This window comes from Streptomyces sp. NRRL F-6492, from assembly GCF_001280125.1.
Classification (GTDB): Bacteria; Actinomycetota; Actinomycetes; order Streptomycetales; family Streptomycetaceae; genus Streptomyces.
The window spans coordinates 1-19,504 of the sequence record NZ_LGEG01000286.1; the positions used below are offsets into that span (position 1 = coordinate 1).

The 19,504-nt window shown below is 73.8% G+C and carries 17 protein-coding genes; 11 read left to right on the forward strand and 6 right to left on the reverse strand.

Going from position 1 to position 19,504, the window contains the following annotated elements:
* Positions 1–39 precede the first annotated feature (39 nt).
* From ADL08_RS34580 to ADL08_RS34600, 5 genes are read left to right on the forward strand one after another with little or no spacing between them, the layout of a single operon-like run.
* On the forward strand, positions 40–1,227 hold the full coding sequence (locus ADL08_RS34580) for a cytochrome P450 (protein ID WP_053650213.1): 1,188 nt from the start codon (positions 40–42) through the stop codon (positions 1,225–1,227).
* A 5-nt stretch (positions 1,228–1,232) separates the two neighbouring features.
* Positions 1,233–1,439 carry a ferredoxin gene (locus ADL08_RS34585; RefSeq protein ID WP_053650247.1) on the forward strand — a complete coding sequence of 69 codons (207 nt, stop codon included), beginning with the start codon at positions 1,233–1,235 and terminating at the stop codon, positions 1,437–1,439.
* A 46-nt stretch (positions 1,440–1,485) separates the two neighbouring features.
* Positions 1,486–2,673, forward strand: a complete 1,188-nt coding sequence (locus ADL08_RS34590) for an acyltransferase family protein (RefSeq protein ID WP_078968624.1) — start codon at positions 1,486–1,488, stop codon at positions 2,671–2,673.
* Positions 2,674–2,700: 27 nt separating this feature from the next.
* Positions 2,701–3,912 (forward strand): cytochrome P450, encoded by a 1,212-nt coding sequence (locus ADL08_RS34595; RefSeq protein WP_053650249.1) that lies wholly within the window; start codon positions 2,701–2,703, stop codon positions 3,910–3,912.
* Positions 3,913–3,926: 14 nt separating this feature from the next.
* Entirely contained in the window at positions 3,927–4,136 is a 210-nt protein-coding gene (locus ADL08_RS34600) for a ferredoxin (RefSeq protein WP_053650215.1), read from the forward strand.
* A gap of 315 nt (positions 4,137–4,451) precedes the next feature.
* On the opposite strand, the gene ADL08_RS34605 is transcribed toward ADL08_RS34600, so the two are convergent.
* From ADL08_RS34605 to ADL08_RS34615, 3 genes are all read right to left on the reverse strand, one after another.
* Positions 4,452–5,492 (reverse strand): aldo/keto reductase, encoded by a 1,041-nt coding sequence (locus tag ADL08_RS34605; protein WP_053650251.1) that lies wholly within the window; start codon positions 5,490–5,492, stop codon positions 4,452–4,454.
* A gap of 8 nt (positions 5,493–5,500) precedes the next feature.
* Entirely contained in the window at positions 5,501–6,016 is a 516-nt protein-coding gene (locus ADL08_RS34610) for an allene oxide cyclase barrel-like domain-containing protein (protein ID WP_053650217.1), read from the reverse strand.
* A gap of 100 nt (positions 6,017–6,116) precedes the next feature.
* Positions 6,117–6,716, reverse strand: a complete 600-nt coding sequence (locus tag ADL08_RS34615; RefSeq protein WP_053650219.1) for a TetR/AcrR family transcriptional regulator — start codon at positions 6,714–6,716, stop codon at positions 6,117–6,119.
* Positions 6,717–7,023: 307 nt separating this feature from the next.
* Here ADL08_RS34615 and ADL08_RS34620 point away from each other — a divergent pair, with 307 nt between their 5' ends.
* A complete protein-coding gene (locus ADL08_RS34620; protein WP_053650221.1) occupies positions 7,024–8,454 on the forward strand; it encodes an MFS transporter in 1,431 nt (476 codons plus the stop codon).
* Positions 8,455–8,644: 190 nt separating this feature from the next.
* Positions 8,645–11,404 carry an AAA family ATPase gene (locus ADL08_RS34625; RefSeq protein WP_053650223.1) on the forward strand — a complete coding sequence of 920 codons (2,760 nt, stop codon included), beginning with the start codon at positions 8,645–8,647 and terminating at the stop codon, positions 11,402–11,404.
* Between the two features lie 52 nt (positions 11,405–11,456).
* On the opposite strand, the gene ADL08_RS34630 is transcribed toward ADL08_RS34625, so the two are convergent.
* Complete coding sequence (locus ADL08_RS34630) at positions 11,457–12,230, reverse strand: AfsR/SARP family transcriptional regulator (RefSeq protein WP_053650225.1); 774 nt, start codon at positions 12,228–12,230, stop codon at positions 11,457–11,459.
* Between the two features lie 197 nt (positions 12,231–12,427).
* On the opposite strand from ADL08_RS34630, the gene ADL08_RS34635 reads away from it, so the two are divergent.
* Entirely contained in the window at positions 12,428–12,625 is a 198-nt protein-coding gene (locus ADL08_RS34635; RefSeq protein WP_053650227.1) for a DUF6059 family protein, read from the forward strand.
* 22 nt (positions 12,626–12,647) lie between these two features.
* Here ADL08_RS34635 and ADL08_RS38905 read toward each other — a convergent pair whose 3' ends face one another.
* On the reverse strand, positions 12,648–12,770 hold the full coding sequence (locus tag ADL08_RS38905; RefSeq protein ID WP_267889598.1) for a hypothetical protein: 123 nt from the start codon (positions 12,768–12,770) through the stop codon (positions 12,648–12,650).
* Positions 12,771–12,913: 143 nt separating this feature from the next.
* Between ADL08_RS38905 and ADL08_RS38630 the strand changes: the two genes are divergently transcribed.
* Positions 12,914–13,612, forward strand: coding sequence for a hypothetical protein (locus ADL08_RS38630; RefSeq protein WP_234352370.1), 699 nt, complete (start codon positions 12,914–12,916; stop codon positions 13,610–13,612).
* Between the two features lie 329 nt (positions 13,613–13,941).
* Here ADL08_RS38630 and ADL08_RS34650 read toward each other — a convergent pair whose 3' ends face one another.
* Positions 13,942–14,229, reverse strand: a complete 288-nt coding sequence (locus ADL08_RS34650; protein WP_159043173.1) for a hypothetical protein — start codon at positions 14,227–14,229, stop codon at positions 13,942–13,944.
* A gap of 631 nt (positions 14,230–14,860) precedes the next feature.
* Here ADL08_RS34650 and ADL08_RS34655 point away from each other — a divergent pair.
* Together ADL08_RS34655 and ADL08_RS34660 are read left to right on the forward strand one after the other, a co-directional pair.
* A complete protein-coding gene (locus tag ADL08_RS34655; RefSeq protein ID WP_053650235.1) occupies positions 14,861–19,039 on the forward strand; it encodes a SpoIIE family protein phosphatase in 4,179 nt (1,392 codons plus the stop codon).
* Positions 19,039–19,320 (forward strand): STAS domain-containing protein, encoded by a 282-nt coding sequence (locus ADL08_RS34660; RefSeq protein ID WP_053650237.1) that lies wholly within the window; start codon positions 19,039–19,041, stop codon positions 19,318–19,320. The genes ADL08_RS34655 and ADL08_RS34660 overlap by 1 nt, the downstream gene beginning before the upstream one ends.
* Positions 19,321–19,504 lie beyond the last annotated feature (184 nt).

Consider the following 19,504-nt stretch of genomic DNA (forward strand, 5'->3'; position numbering starts at 1 on the left):
TATCCCGGCGTTCCGCCCCGTTCGAAGGACGAGAAGGCAATGGCAGAAGCACCGCCGTACCCGCAGCCGCGCACGTGCCCCTACCAGCCGCCCGCCGGATACCGCGAGATCGGCGAGGCGGGGCCGGTCCTCAAGGTGACCCTGTTCGACGGCCGCGAGGCCTGGATGGTCACCGGCTACAAGGAGTCCCGGGAGATCCTCACCCACCCGAACCTCTCCTCGCTGCGCACCCACCCCGACTTCCCCATCGTCGCGCCCCGGTTCCGGTCCGCCATCGCCCGGAGCCTCGCCCTGATCGCGATGGACCCGCCGCAGCACGACATCTACCGGCGCTACCTCAACCCGCACTTCAGCCTCAAGCAGGTCAGGCGGATGCGGCCGGAGATCGAGAAGATCGTCTCCGGCTTCGTCGACCGGATCATCGCCCACGGCCCGCCGGCCGACCTGGTGCCGCTGCTCGCCGTGCCGCTGCCGTCCCTCGTCATCTGCCGCCACCTCGGCGTCCCCTACGAGGACCACGAGTTCTTCCAGGACGCCAGCGGCAAGGTCATGCTGGGCACCGAGGAGGAGTCGGCGACCGCCGCGCAGAACCTCGTCGACTACATCGACGGCCTGGTCACCGAGCAGATCAAGTCCCCCACGGACGGCCTCCTCGGACAGCTCGTCACCGAGCGGGTGCTCACCGGCGACATCGGCCACGAGGAGCTCGTCTCCATCGCGCTCGTCCTGCTCATCGCCGCCCACGAGACCACCTCCTCGTCCCTGGCCCTCGGCCTCATCACCCTCCTCGAACACCCCGACCAGCTCGCCAGGATCCACGAGGACCGCAGCCGGCTGCCCGGCGCCGTCGAGGAGCTGCTGCGCTTCATCGCCACCACCGACCTCGTCGCCACCCGGATCGCCAAGGGCGACATCGAGATCGCCGGCCACCTCATCCGCGAGGGCGAGGGCGTCCTCGTCTCCGGGACCCTCGCCAACCGCGACGAGAACTTCCACGAGCGCCCCGACGAGTTCGACGTACTTCGCTCCGACACCCACCACGTCACCTTCGGCTTCGGCATCCACCAGTGCCTCGGCCAGAACCTGGCCCGCCTCGAACTGGAGGTCGCCTTCCGGGAGCTGCTCACCCGCATCCCCGGCATGCGGCTGGCCGTCGGCGTGGACGAGCTGCCGATCCTCGGCGCGGGCACGGTGCAGCGCGTGCTGTCCCTGCCCGTCGAGTGGTGACCGCGATGCGGCTGTACGCCGACCGGGAGTCCTGCATCAGCGGCGGCCGCTGCATGGCCACCCTCCCCGAGGTCTTCGACCAGGACGACGAGGGCCTCGTCGTCGTCCTGACCCCGGAACCGGCCCCGGAGCACCACGACAGGGCCCGCAGGGCCGCCTACCTGTGCCCGGCGCGGGCCATCGACGTCACCGAGCACCCGACCCCGAACTGACTCCGCGACGGCCCCCGCACGAGAATCCCCCGACGAGAAGAGACCCATGTCCTCCCAGCCGACGGAGCCCTCCAGACTCCCCTCGCTCACCGGAATGCGCTTCGCCGCGGCCTTCCTGGTCTTCCTCTGCCACTCCTTCGTCCTCGGCTTCTACCATCCGGAGACCGAGGCGGCCCTGCGGCCCTACGCCTTCGCGATCGGCTGGCTCGGGGTGGAGTTCTTCTTCGTCCTCAGCGGCTTCGTCCTCACCTGGTCGGTGCGGGAGGGGCAGCCGGTCCGCCGCTTCTGGCGCCGCCGGCTGGCCAAGGTCTACCCGAACCACGTCGTCACCTGGTTCGCCGCCCTCGCCCTCGCGCTCTGGGCCGGTCAGACGCTCGACCTGGTGAAACTGCTGCCGAGCCTGTTCCTGGTGCACACCTGGTACCCGCGGCTCGACGTCATCCTGTCGCTCAACGTGGTCACCTGGTCCCTCGCCTGCGACCTGCTGTTCTACCTCGCGTTCCCGCTGCTGTACGCCCTGGTCCGGCGCGTCCCGGCCCGCCGCCTGTGGTGGGCCGCGGCCGGCATCGTCGCGGTCGTCATGCTGCTGCCCGCCGTCGCACAGGCCTGGCTCCCGGGCGAGCCGAAGCTGCCGGGACAGGACATGACGCTCACCCAGAACTGGCTCCTGGTCTCCTTCCCGCCGGTGCGCGCGCTGGACTTCACGCTCGGCATCGTCATGGCCCGGATCGTCCGCACCGGCGGCTGGATCCGCTTCGGCCCGGTGCCGGCGCTCGCCCTGCTCGTCCTCGGCTTCGCCGTCCAGGTCTCCCAGTTCCCCGGCGTCTACAGCCTCACCGCGCCGATCGTGGCGCCGCTCGCCCTGCTGATCCCGGCGGTGGCCACGGCGGACGCGCGCGGCGGCTTCTCACCGTTCCGGGGGCGCGTCCCGCAGTGGCTGGGCACCGTGTCGTACGCCTCGTACCTCGTGCACTTCCTGGTCCTGGTGTACGGCCACACGGTGCTCGGCGCGGGCCGGACCTGGGACGCGGTGCCGGCCACCGCCCTGCTGGCGGCGCTGTTCGCCGTCACCACCCTGCTCGCCTGGGCGCTGTACCGGCTGGTGGAGGAACCGGGAATGCGCCGCTGGGGGCGCCCGAAGCCACTCCCCGCCCCGCGCGTCGTCCCGCCGCCGACCGCGGCGGCGGACGGAAGGACCCCGACGGCGCCCACCGCGCCGGCGGCCTCGGACTGACCCGACACGACGGAAGGAACACACGTGGTGCTCTCCTATCCCCAGGACAGGACCTGTCCCTACCAACCCTCCCCGGGCTACCAGGAGCTCGGGCGGGGCGGCCCGCTGCACCGGGTGTCCCTGTGGGACGGCTCGTCCCTCTGGATGGTCACCGGACACGCCACCGGGCGCAGGCTCCTCGCCGACCCGCGGCTCTCCGCCGACCGGTCCCGGGACGACTTCCCCGTGGTGCTGCCGCGGTTCGAGGCGCCGATCTTCAAACCGATCGCCATCATCGGTTTCGATCCGCCGGTCCACGACGTGCACCGGCGGATGCTCGCCCCCGACTTCAGCCTCAAGCACGTCCGCGACATGCGCGGCGGGGTCGAGGAACTGGCCGGGAAGCTGGTGGACGACATGCTCCGCAAGGGGCCGCCGGCGGACCTGGTCGAGGACTTCGCCCTGCCGATCCCGTCGATGGTGATCTCGCAGCTCCTCGGCGTCCCGTACGAGGACCACGCCTTCTTCGAGGAGAAGACGGTGGGGCTGCTCCAGGCGAAGGACGCCGAGGGCGCCGAGGCCGCGGGCCGGGCGCTGTGGGACTACCTCGACGAGCTCGTCACCGCGAAGGAACGCACCCCGGGCGGCGGCGACGGGGTGCTCGGCCGGCTCGCCGGCCGGGTCGACGACGAGGACCTCACCCGGGAGGACCTGCTGCGGATCGCGCTGGCCCTGCTGATCGGCGGCCACGACACGACCTCGCAGATGATCGCCCTCGGCGTGGTCACCCTGCTGGAACACCCGGACCAGCTGGCCGCGTTCCGCGCCGCGCCGCCGGAGGCGGTGCCGGCGGCCGTCGACGAACTGCTGCGGATGGTCTCCGTGACGGACGTCTCCGGGGTCCGGGTCGCGAAGGAGGACATCGAGATCGACGGCGAGGTCATCAGGGCGGGGGAGGGCGTGCTGGTCTCCTCGTCGATGACCAACCGCGACCCCTCGGTGTACGAGGACCCGTACGCCTTCGACATCCACCGGGCCGACGGCCGCGGTGGCGCCGCGTCGGCCCGGCAGCACCTCACGTTCGGCTTCGGCATCCACCAGTGCCTGGGCCAGAACCTCGCGCGGATGGAGCTGGAGGTGGCCTTCACCACGCTGTTCGCCCGGATACCGGGACTGCGGCCGGCGGTCCCGGTGGCCGAACTCCCGTCCCGCAGCGGCGGAACGATGCAGGGCGTGCACCGCCTGCCGGTCGAGTGGTGAGGGAGGGGACGACGATGTGGGTGCACGCCGACCGGAACCGCTGCATGGCGGCCGGACACTGCGCGGTCACCGTCCCCGGGGTCTTCGACCACGGTGACGACGGCCTGGTGGTCGTCATCGACGAGAAACCGGGCGAGGACTTCCTGGAGGAGCTCGAACTGGCCGTGGACCTCTGCCCGTCCCGCGCGCTGTCGCTGGCGCGGGACGGGGAGGCGCTCCGGTAGCCGGTGGGTCCGCCGCCCGTGCCCGGCGCTCCGGTCGCGTCCCGCGCGCCGGCACCGGCGGGCACGGGCGGCGGACCCTGCCCGCCGGGCGCCGCCCTCCGGATGCCGGCGAGCGGGTCCCGTGACGCACCGGGCGGACGGACACCACTCCGAGCGGGCGTCACCGCACGCGGACGCCGTTCCGCGCGGACGCCGTTCCGCGCGGACGCCGTTCCGCGCGGACGCCGTTCCGCGCGGACGCCGTTCCGCGCGGACGCCGTTCCGCGCCCGCTTCGCGGTGCGCGGCCCGGGACGCCCGGGTCCCCGGCCCGTCCGTCACTCCTCGACGTACGCCAGGCTCTGCTCGTTCCAGCGGGCGCCGTGGACCTCGTCCGCCGGGACCGCCGCCTCGACCGCCGCGAGCTGGGACGGGGTGAGCCGAAGACCGACCGCCGAGGCGTTCTCCGCCAGGTGCTCCGGGTCGCCGGTACCGGGGACGGGGACGACGTCCGGCCCGCGGTGGTGCAGCCAGGCCAGCGCCAACCGGGCCGCGCTCGTGCCGAGTTCATCCGCGAGCGCGGTCAGCCGGTCGGCCAGCGGCAGGTTCGCGGCGAGGTTGTCCGGGGTGAACCGGGGCAGACCGAAGCCGCGGAAATCGCCTTCGCCGAACGCGTCGGCGGAGCGGACCGCGCCGGTCAGGAACCCGCGGCCGAGCGGCGCGTACGGGACGATCGCGATGCCGAGCCGCCGGCACACCTCCACCACCTCGCGCTCGATGCCCCGCGACCACAGCGACCACTCGGTCTGCAGCGCGGCCACCGGGGCGACGGCGTGGGCCCGCTCCAGGGTCCGCGGTCCCGCCTCGCTCAGCCCGAACTCCCGGATCTTCCCGGCCTTCCGGAGCTCGGCCAGGGCCCCCACGGTCTCCTCGACGGGGACGTTCCGGTCGGGGCGGGTGAGCGTGAACAGGTCGATGTGGTCGACGCCGAGCCGGCGGAGCGAGGCCTCGCAGCTCTCCCGGACGTGGGCCGCGTCGCCCCGGATGCCCGTGCCGACGCCCGGACCGGGCCGGACGACGCCGAACTTCGTCGAGATCACCGCCTCGTCGCGGCGCCCGGCGACCGCCCGGCCGACCAGCTCCTCGTTCGCGCCGTGCCCGTACACGTCGGCGGTGTCAAGGAGGGTGACGCCCAGGTCGAGGGCGCGCCGGATCGTGGCGACCGCGGTGTCCGGGGCGACCGGGCCGTAGAACTCGGACAGGCCCAGGCAGCCCAGCCCCTGGGCGCCCACCGTCAGCGAGCCGATGCGGCGGGTGGGCAGTGGCGCGGCGGGAGCGGCCGGGGAGCCGGCGGGACGCGCGGTGGAGGCCGGTGGCATGGCGGCCGTCACCTCCGGTACAGGACGATTGAGGACTCGTACGTCGTGTGCGACTCCTTGGTCACGGGACGGAACTGCCGGAAGCCGATCGCCCCGCGCAGCGGCCCGCCGACCACGACCGCGGGGAACGTCGCGTACTCGCCCGCCGTCAGCCGGGCGTCGTCGACGAGCCCGCCCGCCCGTACGACGTTGCCGTCGTCGAGCGTGATCTCCTCGCCGAAGTACGCGACGAAGTGCCCGTCCTCCTCCTGGCGGTAGAGCATCCGGCCGGCGCCCTCGGTCCGCCCGATCCGGGTGCCGTCGGGGCCGAAGATCTCCAGCCGTACGGTGGCGAAGTCGTTCTCGGTGGGCGTGGTGCCGGTGGGATCCGGGTTGTTCGACTCGTACGCGACGACCTTCTCGGTGAGGTCGCGCAGGATCAGGGACCTTCCGGTGTCGCGGAGGGCGCCGACCTCCGGGGAGACGGTCTTCGGGGGTGTGGCGACCAGCGGCGTGAGCCAGTCGGACAGGACCTGCAACACCACGATGAGCCCTCCTGATGCGGGATGTGCCGATTCCCGCCGACGCTAGGAGGGCCCGCTCAAGCGGCGCTAAAGGGGCGGGGCGGGGCCGCCGCCCGGGGCCTCACCTCGCCCGCGGGTGTGCCACGATGCCCTCCAGGACCAGCCGGAGGTACCGCTCGCCGCGCTCCCCTCCGCCGGGCAGCGCGTTCTCCCGCACCCAGGCCGCCCCGCTGAGCAGGTCGAACAGCTCGTCCGGCGTGACGTCGGCCCGCACCTGCCCGGACCGCTGGGCGGCGCTCAGCAGGTCCGCGCCGCCGCTGTGCATCGCGGCGCACGCGGCGTGCGAGGGCGTGCCCTCGTCGTACATGCTCCGGGTGAGGATGCCGACCAGGCCGCGGAACGTGCTGAAGTGGCGTACGGCGCTGCTCATCCACGTGGCCAGGGCCTCCAGCGGGTCGTCGTCCCCGGCCAGGCTCTCGGCGCGCGCGACGAGGTCGGCGAGCCCGTCCCGGGTGGCCGCCTCGACCAGCGCGGCGCGGGTCGGGAAGTGCCGGTAGAGCGTGCCGATCGCGACGCCGGCCCGGGCGGCGATGTCCTCCAGGGAGGCGTCGGAGCCCTCCGCCTCGAACGCCTTGCGCGCCGAGGCCAGGATCGCGTCGTAGTTGCGGGCGCCGTCGGCCCGTTTCGGGCGCTGCGCGATGTAGGGCGGGTTGTCTGCCACGGGGCCTCCACTTGACTACCTGAGGTCGCCTCAGGTTAACTGCGGCCAGTTAACCTGAGGCTGTCTCACGATAGTAGCCCGCGCCGATCGGCCGTGCACCGGCCGGCCGCGCGCCGACGGCTCCACCGCCCCGGCGGACCCGCCACCGGACGTCCCGCTTCCGGCGGCGCCACCGCGCCCGACCCGCCCCACCGGATCCGCTCCACCGGATCCGCCCTACCCGATCCGCCTCACCCGATCCGCTCCGCCGATCCGTCCCGCCCGATCCGCATCCCGGCGGACCGCCGCCGACCGTGGAGGACCACCCGTGACCGCAGAGACCGTCCCCGACGGCATCCCGACCGATGCCGCCCCCGCACGCGCCCCCTGGGGCCTCGCCCTCACCGCCATCGTCGGCGCCGAGTTCATGCTCCAGCTCGACGGCACCATCGTGAACGTCGCCCTGCCCGCCCTCCAGGAGGACCTCGGCGTCACCGTCGCCTCGGCCTCCTGGGTGCCCAACGCCTTCCTCCTCGCCTTCGGCGGCCTGCTGCTCCTGGCCGGCCGGCTCGGCGACGTCCTCGGCCACCGCAAGGTCTTCCTCGGCGGCATCCTGCTCGTCGTCGCGGCCTCGCTGCTCGCCGGCCTCGCCCCCAACCTGGAGGTCCTGCTCGTCGGACGCGCCCTCCAGGGCGCCGGCGCCGCCGTCGCGGGACCGACCGGACTCGCCCTCCTCGCCCTCGTCTTCGAGGGCGAACGCCGGCAGCGCGCCTTCGGCCTCTACTCCACCGTCACCGGACTCGGCGCGTCCGCCGGCATGGTCCTCGGCGGCCTCCTGACCTGGGCGGGGGACTGGCGCTGGAGCCTCCTCGTCAACGTCCCCGTCGGCCTCGCCCTCGTGCTCGTCGCCGTCAAGGCGCTCGGCACCGACGACGGCCCCACCCGGCGCCGCTCCCTCGGCCTGCCCAGCGCCGTCCTCGTCGGCGGAGCCGTGACCGCCCTCGTGTACGGATTCGTGCACGCCGCCGAGAAGGGCTGGGGCGACACCGGGACCGTCGTCCCGCTCGCCGTCTCCGCCGTGCTGTGGGCCGCGCTGTTCGCCGTCGACACCCGCAGCGCCGAACCCCTCCTGCCCGGCCGGATCTTCACCGACCGGGTGCGCGCCGGCTCCTTCCTCAACCTGCTGCTGCTCGCCGCCGTCCTGACGAGCTACCTCGTCTACCTGGTCCAGTACCTGCAGAACGTGCTGGGCCTGAACGCCCTGCAGAGCGGGCTCGCCATCCTCCCCTTCGGCGCCGCCCTGCTGCTCACCACCCAGGTCCTCACCCAGCGCCTCGCCGCGATCGACCTCAAGCTCCGCGCCATCGGCGGCCTGGTCGTCGTCCTCGCCGGGGTGGCCTGGCTGAGCCTGCTCGACGGCGACAGCACGTACGTCACCGGAGTCCTGCCGCAGATCGTGCTCATCGGCGTCGGGGTCGGCGTGGCCATCATCCCGTTCAACCTGATCATCCTGACGACGGCCCCGCCCGAGTACGCCGGCGTGACGGCCGGCGTCCTGCAGACCGCCCTGACCATCGGCGGCTCGGTCGGCCTCGCGGTGCTGCTCGTCCCCTTCACCGCGGGGAACGGCGCGGCCGCCGACACGATCTCCTCCGTGTTCCTCTGGGCCTCGGCGCTGACCGTCCTCGCGCTGCTCGTCGCCGTCCTCTTCTGGTACGGCCCGGGAGCACGGAAGGCGGCCGCCGAACCCCGGGAGTGAACCGGCCGCCGGCGGGCCGGGACGCTCCCCTCCCGGCCCGCCGGTCCGCCCGAACGCAGTTGCATGAAGGTTTTGTTGCGGGACAAACCTCCCTCCCCGTGCTCTCCTATGCTGCTGTCCGCCCCGCGGTGCCATCCGGCCGGCGGGGCATCCGGACCGCAGTCCAGACCGCGGAAGGAGACCGGCCGTCATGGTCACCGCCCCCGAATCGAGACACGCCCGCACCACCGTCCGCCACACGGAACGGGACGCCCTCAGGCAGATCGTCCGGTCGGCCGCGATCGGCCGCGACACCGTCGTGGAGCTCACCGGCGACCCCGGCTCGGGCAAGACGGCCCTGCTCACCGCACTCGCCGCGGACGCCCGGCGCGAAGGCCTCGTGGCACTGCGCGGCCTGTGCGTCGCGAACACCGGGGAACCCACGTCCTTCGGACCGTTCGCGGAGGCGCTCGGCGGCCTGGACGCCCCGGGCGCGCTCGGCGCCGACGGCCCGCCACCGGCGATCGCCCGCCTGCTGCACCGGCTCGCCCGGCCGCCCCGGGACCCCGACGCCCTCGCCCCGGCCGGCGACGGACCCACCCGCGACTGCCGGTACTACGCCGAACTGCGCGGCCTGCTCGCCGACTGCGTGGCCGCCGCACCGCGCGGACTCCTGCTGGTCCTCGACGACTTCCACTGGGCCGACCCGTGCTCCGTACGCCTCCTGGAGACCCTCATCCGCAGGCCGGTGGGCGGCGGGCTCGTCACCGTCGTCGCCCACCGCCCGCGCCAGGCCTCCGTCGGACTGCGCCTCGCGGTCCGGCACGGCGTGGAGCTCGGCACCGTCGACGAGGTGGGCCTCGGACCGCTGACCCCCGCGCAGAGCGCCGAACTGCTGGGCGCCGCGCCCGACACACCGCGCCTGCGCCGGCTCCACACCCGCAGCGGCGGCAACCCGCTCCGCCTCATCGCCCTCGCCGCCGCTGACGGCGGCCCCGACGACCCCGCCCACCTCGACGTCCGCCGGGACCTGGAGACCCGGCTGCTCGCCGAATGCGCCCCCCTGACCGCGGAGGAACGCCTCGTCGCACACGCCGCGGCCGTCCTCGGCGAGGCCTTCGACGTCGAATCGGTCGCCGCCGTCACCCGGTCGCCCCACACCGGGGTCTGCCGCGCCCTCGGCGCCCTCGAAGCCCGCGACCTCGTCCGCACCGCGCGCCGCCCCGGCACCCTGGCCTTCCGCGACACCCTGCTGCGGGACTTCCTGTACGCCGAGACCGACGCCTGCTGGCGCGTCGCGGCGCACCGCCGCGCCCTCGCCCACCTCGCCCTCCGCGGCGCACCGCCGGTGGACCTCGCCCCGCACGTCGTGCGCTCCGGCGCCCTCGCCACCCCCGACGACCGGCCCGTCCTCGTCGCCGCCGCCAAGGCCGCCCTGCCCGCGGGCCGCGCGGCCCGCGCGGCCCGGTGGACGACCTTCGCCCTGCGGCTCCAGCGGGCGGCGCCGGACGGGTCCGGGCCCGACCTCGTCGGACGCGACGTGTGGCTGCCCGTCGTCCGCGCCCTGGCGGCCGAGGGCGACGTCACCCGGCTGCGCTGCGTGGCCCGCGAGATCCTCGCGGCGTTCGCCGACCGGCCCGCCGCCGACCGGCTGCCCGCCGCCGTCCCGCTCGCGCTGGTCCAGGCGGCCGCCGGCCTGGTCGAGGAGGCCCAGGGCCTGCTCACCCCGCTGCTCTCGGCCCGCCACGCGAACCCGGAGCAGGAGGCCGCGCTGCACGTCCAGTCCCAGCTCCTGTGGGTGCTCGCCGGCCAGCTCCCGCCCCGCGCGGACGTGGAGGCGCTGACCCGGCACATGGGGGACGCCTCCCCGCTCACCGTCGGCGGCGCGCTGGCGCTCCAGGGGCTGAGCACCGTCTTCGCCGGGGACCTGAGCGCCGCCGAGAGCGCCCTGGACGCGAGCGCCCAACTGCTCGACGGCCTGGAACCGGGGACGCACGACGGCCCCGACGCCTTCGCCGGCTACCTGCTCGTCCTGGCCTGCGGAGAGTCCGCGATGGGCTGGTACGGCCCGGCGCAGGCCCACGTGGAGCGGGGGCTCGCCGCGGCCCGGCTGCGCGGCGACGTCCCCCTGCTGCCCGCGCTGCTCAACGTCCTCGCCTACGTCACCTACCAGACGGGACGGATGGCCGAGGCGCTGGAGACCGCGCAGGAGGCCCGCGCCGTCGCCCTCGCCGCGGGCCGGGCCCACCTCGTGACGCTCGCCGACGCCGTCACGACCGCCGCCTGGGCCTGGCTCGGGGACACCGGTCCCCTCCGGCCGCGCCGCACCCCGCCGGACACGGCGAGCGGCGACCTGCCCAGGACGTCCGTCGTCGCCCTGCTGCACGCCGAGGCGGCGCTCGCGGCCGGCGACGGCGCGGGCGCGCTGGCACTGCTGTTCCCGGCCGACACCCGGCGGATGCCCGAGCCGCCCGCCATCCTCGCGCCGCGCGTCTACGAACTCCTCGCGGCGGCCTGCGCGGCCACGGGTGCCGAGGCCGGCGAGTGGGCGCGCCGGGCCGAGTCCGTCGCGGCCGTGGTCAACGTGGCCGAGCAGCGCGGCCACGCCCTGCTGGCCCGCGGCCACGACCTGCGGGCGCGCTCGCTCCCGGAGCAGGCCGCGCGCTGCTACGACGAGGCGTACGGGCTGCTCGGCGAGACGGCGGCGGGCATGCGCGCCCGCGACCTCGCCCGCGCCGCGGCCGTGGCGGCCTGCGCCCACGCGGGCCCGGACGGCGACGCACTGGCCGACCTCACGCTGCGGGAGCGGCAGGTCGCGGAGCTCGCGGGCGAGGGGCTGAAGACCCGGGACATCGCCGCCCGGCTCCTCGTGAGCCCCCGCACGGTCGACGTCCACCTCACCCGGATCTACAGCAAGCTCGGCGTCAACACCCGTGCCGCACTCGTCCGTTTGATGGCGCGCGCGGCCTGAGCACGGACCTTCGCCCCGGTCCGGGCCCCGGGAAGCGGCCCGGACCGGGGCTTCAGCTCGCCGTGGGCAGGTCGAGCAGCCGGTCGGAGGTGAGGATCGCCTGGTGCAGCCGGCGCAGCGACCGGTGCGGTTCGAGCCCCAGCTCGGCCCGCAGCACGCGCTGCGCCGAGCGGTAGACCTGCAACGCCTCGGCCTGCCGCTCCGAGCGGTACAGCACCAGCATCAACTGCCGGTAGAACGACTCCCGCAGCGGGTACTGCGCGGTCAGCGTGCTCAGCAGCCCGATCACCTCGCGGTGCCGGCCCAGCGCCGTGCGCGCCTCGACCGACAGCTCCAGGCACTGCAACCGCTCCTCCTCCGCCCAGGTCGCGAACGAGGTGAGGACCGGCCCCTCCGCGATCCCGTCGAGCACCGGGCCGCGGAACAGCCCCAGGACCCGCTCGAAGCACTCCAGGGCCTCCTCGTGCCGCCCGGCCGCCCGCAGCTCGCGGCCGAGCCGCATGGCCCCCTTGAACTCCTCGACGTCCCAGTCCGCTCCCTCCAGGCGCAGTTCGTAGCCGAGCGGCCGGGTGACGATGGACCGGCCCTCCGGAGCGCCCGAAAGGGCCAGGAACTTGCGCAGCTGGGATATGTACACGTGGACCGCGGCCGAGGCCCTGCGCGGTGGTCTGTCCCCCCACAGCTCCGTGACGAGCTGTTCCTTGGTGATGACCCGGCCGCTGCCGATCAGCAGGGTGGCCAGCGTCGTCTCCACCTTCGGGGCGGACAGCGAATGGCTCCGCTCCGCGTGGCGAACGCGGAGGGGCCCAAGGAGTTCGTAGCGCATCGAGTCCTCGTCCAGTAGGGGAACAGGTGTGTGTGCGGGGTGGTGATTCACTGTCACCTCCGTGCCGGGGTCCACGCATCGGGGAAAGTACGTACGTACCGCGCGACCCCCGGATCCGGTGACCGCGCGGGCGGCGACGGCGCGGCCGTGGCCTCCGGCTTTGGCCCCGCTTTGGCACCCGGCCCGACAGTGCTCGGATGCCGCTGTTCGTCCTGCGCCGCCTGACGGAGCTGTGGGAGGCCCTGATCGCCTTCGGCCGCCTCTGGGTCCACATCCCCGACGTCCCGCCCACCACCGGCCCGCCCCCGGGCCATCCGGAACGCCTGTGCCCGGAGCTTCCGCCGACGGACCGGGAACGGGCCCTGTGGGACGACCTCACGGGCGGATCCCCATGACGCGGACGCGGATCGGGTGCGCTCAGGGGCCGCTGGTGCGCGCGGCAGGGCCGAGGACGAGCACGTGGTCCAGGAACGCCCGGGCGGCCGGAGCGCAGCCGTCGGGGGAGGGCACGGCCAGGGCGAGGTTCCTGGAGATCGGCACGTCCAGGGGGCGGACGACGGCGTTGCCGAGATCCGCGGGCAGGCCCGGGTGGAGGCGATGCGGCCGCCGATATCGCCGAGACGGCGACCCTCCTGCACGAGACCCTCCGCACACCGGCTCGAGCTCCCCTGCCGATCGTCGGCGTGCTCCGGCCCGAGGCGGTCGACGATCCGGCCCGCTGCCGACTTCGACACCCCGGACGGCGGGGCGCGTTCTCCCGCCATGTGCCCAGCCCCGCCACGGGCGACCCCGAAAGGACGCGGGACGACCGCGACGACCACGACGACCGCGGATACGGCTGCGATGCCTGGCCATGGCTGGTGAGCGAAACCCACGTGCCCGCGCTGTCGCGCCCGGGTGATGATTCACCGGTGTTGAACGCCACTGACGCCAACGATGCCGAGAGCGCGGCTCTCTTGCTGACCACGATGCACCGGCTGCACAAGCAGCTGGACGATTTCACCGCTCGGCTCTACATCGCGTACGACTTCGGAAACGATTCCGGGCTGGTGCCTGGCATCCGGATCGAAAGGCGCGCGGCGGGGCCCGAACTGCGCACCCATCACCACTTCGGCTTCTTCGCAGAGGACGATCCGGATATCAGCGAGCTGCGGTTCTCCGCAGGTGTGACCCTCTCCTCGACCGGGTGCGTCGTCGACGCCTTGGTGGACGTCGATCTTGAACAACCCAGGGGAGAGTTCGGCGCCGGTCGCCACACCCTCTACTCGGAGCGGATCGACCGGCTTTCCCTCACAGACGCCCTGGACCGTTTGACCGAGCAGGTCGCAGCACTCTGCGCGATGGACGACGTTCCGAACCGCCTCGGTTTCGATACGTGTTGATCACGTCCGACCCCTCGGAGCCACCACCAGGGAGACGTGCCGGAGGGTGACGCCCACGTCAGGAGTGCGGCGAAACCGACCGCCGCAGCGAGGGGCTCGGCAGTCCTGTCGCATCGGGTGGCGATGCCTCGCCGTTGCCCGAGGCGGTTGAAGCGTCGTTCCACGACGTCGCGGTCCTTGTGCGTCTGACGGTCCGGGGTCGGCGGACGACCTCCTCGACTGCCCCGCCGGGCCCGGTCGCGGACCTGGTCGGCCCGCTCGGGGATCGTGTGCGGGACGTCACGGCGGCGGGGTCGGGTGCGGTCGCCGCCCAGGACTCGTCCGGGTGATCACGAAGCCGTCGGCGGCAGGTTCTTCATGAGGACGACGCTGTCGTCATCGGTGACGGTGCCGACCAGGGCGTTTCCGTCCATCGCGACCCGGCACTCGTCTTTGCTCAGGCGGTGCCGTGTGTCCTGCGGAGATTGGCAGGAGGTGAAGAAGACCCGCCCGGCGGCGGCGTGGTCCGCGTAGGCGCGGCGAAGCAGACGAGTGAGCTGCTCCACCGAACCGCCGTCGCGGAAACGCCTGACCCGCACGGTCACGGACGGGCTTGCTTCCGGCGGGTCGATGTTCATCCTGGCAGTCAAGCGCACTTCTGGGATCTGCCGAGCCCGGTCACACGACCCGCCTTTCATCAGGACGTCGTTCCGGGCACGGGGCGGGGCCGGCGGCAGAGGCTCGGTCCAGTCCCACTGGGCGTCGGTCAACACGCCCAAGACGACGACAGGCGTCCGCGCCGCAACGGCTCAGAACCCGGCCATGGACTTGTCGAGCACTCCGCCCACCGCACCGTAGGCGCTGCGGCGAACCGAGTGCCTTGCCCTGCGGCGCAGCCCGAGTCCCACGCCGACCAGTCGGCGAAGCCCGTCTGTCACCGGTGGTACACCCCGCGTGGCTGGTGCCGAAGACTTCGACGCGGGGCGGGACCCGCAGCACCCGGCATCCGGAACGATCCGGAGTGACACCCGCGAGGGGACGGGGCGCGGCAGGTGGGACGGCGTCTCCCGTCGTCGGCCACCGCGGTCCCCACCACTCGTGCGGTTGTCATATCCTACGGAACGCGCCAGTGAATCCTCGGGCGGTGCAGAAGTGCTCCGACGTTCCCGTGCGGCACCGGACCTGCGACGTCCGATGCCCGACGGCATGCGCGGAGCGGTCCGCGGCCGGTGCTTCGCACAGGGACCGGGACGAACGAAAGGGTGGTCTGTGACGCGCTCGGAGGACGGCGGGCCCGCCACGCCGTCGACGGCTGTGACCGGAGTGTTCGCCGCCGACAAGGGGATCGGCGAGGACCTCGCCCGGGTCGACTGGTCGGCGACGCCGCTGGGGCCGCCGGGGGACTGGCCGCAGAGTCTGCAGACCGCCGTGAGCATCCTGCTGTCGTCGAAGTTCGCCATGTGGATGGCCTGGGGGCCGGAGCTGACGTTCTTCTGCAACGACGCCTACCGGCGCGACACCCTGGGCCAGAAGTACCCCTGGGCGCTGGGCCGACCGTCCAGCGAGGTGTGGTCCGAGATCTGGGACGACATCGGTCCGCGCATCGACACCGTCCTGACCAGCGGCGAGGCGACCTGGGACGAGGCGCTGCTGCTGTTCGTCGAGCGCTCCGGCTACTCCGAGGAGAGCTACCACACCTTCTCCTACAGCCCGCTGCGCGACGACGACGGCGTCGTGGTGGGCATGCTGTGCGTGGTCAGCGAGGACACGGAGCGGGTCATCGGCGAGCGCCGCATGGCGACCCTGCGCGACCTGGGCTCCGACCCGAGCGTCATCCGCACCGAGCCGGAGATGCTCGAATTCGCCGGCGAGCAGCTCGGCCGCAACCCGCACGACCTGCCGTTCGCCCTGACCTACCTCTTCCACGACGACGGCACCGCCCGCCTCTCCTCGGCCGTCGGCATCCCGGTCGGCCACCCGGCGGCGGCGGAGGTCCTCACCGGGGACTCCGCGCCCGTGTGGCCGATGGACGCTTCGGTCCGCGGGGAGTCCCTGCTCGTGCCCCTGGACGGCGAGCCGTTCACGGACCTTCCCTCCGGGGCGTGGGAGGACGTGCCCACCCAGGCGCTGGTCGTCCCGCTGCTCCAGCAGGGCGGGGCGCCGTACGGATTCATGGTGGCCGGCCTGAACCGCTACCGCGCCCTGGACGAGGGCTACCGGGGCTTCGTGGAACTGGTCGCCGGACACATGGCCACCGGAGTCGCCAGCGCCCGCGGCTACCAGGCGCAGCAGCGCCGCGCCGAAGAGCTCGCGGAACTCGACCGGGCCAAGACGGCGTTCTTCTCCAACATCAGCCACGAGTTCCGGACCCCCCTGACCCTGATCATGGGACCGGTCCAGGAACTGCGGCAGCAGCTCGCCGACGCGGAGCCGCGCGTGCGCGACGAGCTGCAGGCCATCCACCGCAACGGACTGCGGCTGGGCAAACTGGTCAACACGCTCCTCGACTTCTCCCGCATCGAGGCGGGCCGGATGCAGGCGAGCTACGAACCGGTCGACCTGGCCGCGGTCACCGGCGAGCTGGCCAGCGTGTTCCGCTCCGCCGTCGACAAGGCCGGCCTGGACTTCCACGTCGACTGCGCCCACCTGCCCGAGCCGGTGTACGTCGACCGCGGCATGTGGGAGAAGGTGGTCCTCAACCTGCTCAGCAACGCGCTGAAGTTCACCTTCGACGGCGCGATCCACGTGGGCGTGCGCGCGGGCGACGGCGAGGCCGTGGTGACGGTCGCGGACACCGGAACCGGCGTGGCGGCCGAGGAGATGCCCCGGCTGTTCGAGCGGTTCCACCGCATCGAGAACGCCCGCTCCCGCTCCGGCGAGGGCAGCGGCATCGGCCTGGCCCTGGTGAAGGAACTGGTCGGCCTGCACGGCGGCACCATCACCGCCGCCTCCACCGAGGGGGAGGGCACCCGCTTCACCATCCGTCTGCCCTTCGGCTCCGCCCACCTGCCCGACGGCACCGTCCGGCCGGAGACGGGCACCGACGCGTCCCCCGCCACCGCCGACCCCTTCGTCCAGGAAGCCCTGCGCTGGCTGCCGGACGGACGCACCACGACGACGGCCCCCGAATTCCTGGAGGCCCCGGACACCGCGGAGACCGGCGACGACGCGCGGACGGCCCGCCCGGCGGCCCCGGCGCGGGTGCTGATCGCCGACGACAACGCCGACATGCGCGAGTACCTCACCCGGCTGCTGCGCGGCGCCGGCCACCTGGTCCACGCGGTCGACGACGGCCGGCAGGCCCTCGAAGCCGTCCGCGCCGAGGCTCCCGACGTCGTGGTCAGCGACGTCATGATGCCCCGGCTGAACGGCCTGGACCTGGTCCGGGCCCTGCGCGTCGACCCGCGCACCGCCTCGGTGCCGGTCCTCCTGCTGTCCGCCCGCGCCGGACAGGAGGCGTCCATCGAGGGCCTGCGGGCGGGCGCGGACGACTACCTCGTCAAGCCGTTCGCGGCGGCCGAACTCCTCGCCCGCGTCGAGGCCAACGTCAAGCTGGCCCGGCTGCGCAACCACCACGCCCGGTGGCGCACCGCCCTGATCGACTCGCTCCAGGAGGCCTTCTTCGTCTGCGACGAGGACGGCGCGGTCATCGAGATCAACGCCTCCTTCACCACCATCCTCGGCTACGGCCCCGAGAACCTGCCCTACCGGCCGGTCCACCCCTGGTGGCCGGACGCCGCCACCCACCCCGAGGCCCACCGCCAGGTCGCCGAGGCCTTCGCCACGCTGACCGGACAGGAACGGGGCAGCTACACCATCCCCGTCACCCACCGGGACGGGCACCGCCTGTGGGTCACCGCCACGTTCAACCAGGTCCAGGACCCCGACACCGGCCGCACCGTGATCGTCGGAACCTTCCGCGACGTGACCGCGGAGCACTACGCCGTCCAGCGCGAGAGCGCCCTGGACGCCCTGGGCTCCCGCCTGTCCCAGGCCCCCAGCCTGTCCGGCGCCCTGTCCGGCGCCCTGGAGGAGCTGAAGGAGGTGTGGCACGCCCGGCACGTCGCGGCCGCGGTCTTCGGCCACGGCGACGAACCCGCCGTCACCGCCACCGACCCCTCCCTCGGCTGGCGGGACCTGCCCGCCGAGCGCCGTGACGCGCTCACGGACCTGTGCCGGCAGCCGGAGCTCACCCCCGTCACCGACGGGAGCGGGGCCGCCGTCCTCCTGGAACACCCTCACGGCCCGCTCGTCCTCCGGATCGACCTGGACGAACAGCGCCCCTTCACCGGCGAGGACCAGCTCCTGCTGTCCCTCCTCGCCGGACGCCTGGCCCAGGGCCTGGCCCGCGCGCACCAGATCGACCAGCAGCGCGAGACCGCCATCGCCCTGCAGCGCGCCATCCTCGGCCCGTCCCACCTGCCCGACGGCTTCGCCGTCCGCTACGAGCCGGCCACCCGGCCCCTGGAGGTCGGCGGCGACTGGTACGACACGGTGGCCCTGCCCGACGGCCGCATCGGCATCGTCGTCGGAGACTGCGTCGGCCGCGGCCTGGAGGCCGCCAGCGTCATGGGCCAGCTGCGCAGCGCCTGCCGCGCCCTGCTGCTGCAGGACGCGGGACCGGCCCAGGCGCTCATGGCCCTGGACCGGTTCGCCGCCGGTGTTCCCGGCGCGATGTGCACCACCGTCTTCTGCGGGGTCCTCGACCCCGGGACCGGGCTGCTCACCTACTCCAGCGCCGGGCACCCCCCGGGCATCCTGGTCCGCCCCGACGGCACCACCCGGCTCCTGGAGGACGGGCGCTCCCTGCCCCTGGCCGTCCGCCCCGGCACCCCGCGCCCCGAGGGCAGCTGCACCATCTCGGCCCGCTCCACCCTGCTGCTCTACACCGACGGACTCGTCGAACGCCGCCGCCGCCCGCTCAGCGCGGGCATCGACCAGGCCGGCGAAGCGCTCCAGGACGGCCGGGACACCGCGATCGACGACCTCGCCACCGACGTCATGTCCCGCCTCGCCCCCGCCGGCGGCTACGACGACGACGTCGCCCTGCTGCTCTACCGGCACCCGGCCCCGCTGGAGATGTCCTTCCCCGCGGAGTCGGGCCAGCTCGCTCCCGTCCGCAAGGCCCTGCGCGGCTGGCTCGACCAGTGCGACCTGCCGCCGGGCACCGTGCAGAACGTCCTCGTGGCGGCGGGCGAGGCCTGTGCCAACGCCATCGAGCACGGGCACCGCGACGCCCCCGGCGACACCGTCTACTTCCGTGCCGAGGCGTCCGTCGACAACCTGCGCCTGACCATCGCGGACACCGGACGGTGGAAGGTCCCCCAACCCGAGCGCAACGCCCACCGAGGCCGCGGCATGGCCCTGATGCGGGCCATGATGCAGCAGGTCACCGTCACCCGGGGCCCGGCCGGGACCACCGTCGACATGCACACAAGGATCGCCTGATGACCACACCCCTGACCCTCACGCCCGGTCGGCGGCCGGACGGCACGGCCGTGCTGACCGCGGTCGGCGAGATCGACATGAGCAACACGCACAGCCTGGCCGCCGCGCTCGACGGCACTCCCGGCCCCCTCGTCCTGGACCTGACCGGCGTCGAGTACCTCGACAGCGCCGGCCTGAGCGTCCTCTTCTCCCACGCCGACCGCCTCGAACTCCTCGCCAACCCGCTCCTGACCCCGGTCCTCAGCATCTCCGGACTGACCGACCTCACCACCCGCCACTGACCCGCCCCGGAGGCGGGCGTCCTTCCCCTCTCCGACCACGGCGTTTCCGGTGTGGCTCGCCGACGAGGGGGTAGGGGTCCGCATCGGCCCGGACGGAACCGGGCGGAACTCGGCGGGGACGAGGGTGGTGGCTCACCGCTCGGGAAACGGGATCCCGGGCAGACCGAGGTGAAAGCGGTATTCT